The sequence below is a fragment of the Longimicrobium sp. genome (assembly GCF_036554565.1).
Classification (GTDB): domain Bacteria; phylum Gemmatimonadota; class Gemmatimonadetes; order Longimicrobiales; family Longimicrobiaceae; genus Longimicrobium.
This window is the reverse complement of sequence record NZ_DATBNB010000527.1, coordinates 1-2,155: the sequence shown is the minus strand read 5'-3', so window position 1 is coordinate 2,155 and position 2,155 is coordinate 1. Positions and strand designations below refer to the sequence as shown.

Genomic DNA, 2,155 nt, shown 5'->3' with positions numbered 1-2,155 from the left:
CTGAACCGCGCTCCGGCTGGCCTCGCGCACTCGACTGGCTCCCTTCCCCCGCGCTGTTTGCGGGGGAAGGGCTGGGGATGGGGGGCGCCTGCCCGAGCACCAGACCGGCCTCGACGCACCCGGGCCCGAAGTGTACTCCCGCTCCCACGCTGTTTGTGGGAGAGGGTGGCACGCGTGTCAGCGCGGACGGGTGAGGGCACCACGGCAGCCGAGGCCCCCATCGCGGCTTTACCGGATGGCCGGAATCGTCTAAGTTTGTGCCTCACAGGTATTCCCATCCCTCCCCTACGTTCCGGCCCCAGATGTTCCCAATCCTCTTCGAGATCGGCGGGTTCCAGGTTACCAGCTTCGGGCTGCTGATGGCCCTGGCGTTTCTCGCCGCATCGTGGGTCACCGCCCGCGAGCTCAAGCAGGCAGGGCACAACCCGGAGCACGCGTGGGACCTGGCCGGGTGGGCGGCCATCGGCGGCATCCTGGGTGCCAAGATCTACTACCTGATCCTCAACTTCTCCGAGACCGCGGCCGACCCGTGGACTGCGCTGCTGTCGCGCTCCGGGCTGGTGTGGTACGGCGGCTTCATCGGCGGCGCGCTGGCGGTGCTGTTCCGCCTTCGCCAACTGAAGCTGCCCACATGGCCGTACGGCGACGCCATCGCGCCGGGGCTGGCCACGGGGTACGCCATCGGGCGGGTGGGATGCTTCCTGGTGGGCGACGACTACGGCGCCCCCACCGACGCGCCCTGGGCCGTGGCGTTTCCGCAGGGCGCGCCGCCCTCCACCGCCGGCAACCTGCGCGCCTTCGGGGTAGACCTGCCCGCCAGCGTGCCCGACACCCAGGTGCTCGCCGTTCATCCCACGCAGCTGTACGAGGCGGGGATGTCGTTTCTCATCCTCCTCGCGCTGTTCAAGCTGCGTCCGCGGCTGGCCGACACGCCGGGGAAGCTGTTCTTCGCGTGGCTGGCCATGGCGGGCGTGGAGCGCTTCATCGTCGAGATCTTCCGCGCCAAGGACGACCGCTTCTTCGGGGCGATCTCGGTGGCGCAGCTGATCAGCCTCGGGCTGGTGGCGACGGGGCTCGGCGTGCTGTACGCGCTCAACAAGCGGGGCGCGCACGCTCCGCGCCGGGTCGCCCGCGCCTGACGCCGCGCCGATGATCGACTGCCAGGACGCGCCGGCCGGTGGACTCGTTCCACCGGCCGGCTCGCGTTCACCCCTCATCACCCGCAGACGTTTCCTGGCTCTTGGCGCGGCCGGCGCGGCGGCGGTGGGCGGCGACGCCTTCCTGATCGAGCGGCGCCGCGTGGAGTTCACCCGCCACGCCATCAACGCGCGGACCTCGCCGGAGCAGCGGCAGATGCGCTTCGTCCAGGTGACGGACCTTCACCTGCACTCCGTCGACCGCATCCACCAGCGCATCGCCGCGGAGGTCAACCGGCTGAAGCCGGACTTCGTGCTCTTCACCGGCGACTCAGTGGACGACAAGGAGCGCCTCCCCGAGCTGGCGTCGCTGCTGGAACTGTTCGATCGCCGAACGCCCAAGTACGCCATCGCCGGCAACCGCGAATACTGGGGCGGCGTGGACATGGCCGACCTCGCCGCCATCTACGGCCGGTTCAACGGGCGGCTGCTGGTGAACAAGTCCGCCGTGCACGAAGTAGGTGGCCGGGGACTGGCTGTCATCGGGCTGGACGATCTCCTTGGCGGGCAGCCCGACGGCCCGGGCACGTTCGGCCGCGCCGCCGCCAAGGGTGCCGATGCGCACCTGGTCCTGGCCCACTGCCCGGAGCACCGCGACCGGCTGTTCGCCAACTCGGCGTTCGGCGTCGACGCGCCGCCCGCGCCAGCGCCCGACTTCGATCTGCGCAACGTGGCGGCCGTGCTGAGCGGGCACACGCACGGCGGCCAGGTGAACCTCTTCGGATGGACGCCCATCCTGCCCCCCGCCAGCGGGCGCTACGTCCGGGGCTGGTTCCACGATCCCGGTGCGGCGCCGCTCTACGTCTGCCGCGGCATCGGCATGTCGACGCTCCCGGTGCGCTTCGGCTCGCTGCCCGAGGTGGCGGTGTTCACGATGTGGGTCTAGCGGCGGGGAATGCGCGAGATCGAAAAAACCTAAAAGCAATCACGCAGAGGACGCAGAGAAAACGGAGAGGACG

Annotated in this window: 2 protein-coding genes; both read left to right on the top strand. The window is 70.3% G+C overall.

Annotated elements, in window-relative coordinates; translation table 11 throughout:
* Positions 1–302: 302 nt before the first annotated feature.
* Positions 303–1,139, top strand: coding sequence for a prolipoprotein diacylglyceryl transferase (gene lgt / locus VIB55_RS14500; protein WP_331877369.1), 837 nt, complete (start codon positions 303–305; stop codon positions 1,137–1,139).
* A 10-nt stretch (positions 1,140–1,149) separates the two neighbouring features.
* Positions 1,150–2,082 (top strand): metallophosphoesterase, encoded by a 933-nt coding sequence (locus VIB55_RS14495; RefSeq protein ID WP_331877368.1) that lies wholly within the window; start codon positions 1,150–1,152, stop codon positions 2,080–2,082.
* The last annotated feature ends 73 nt before the right edge of the window (positions 2,083–2,155 follow it).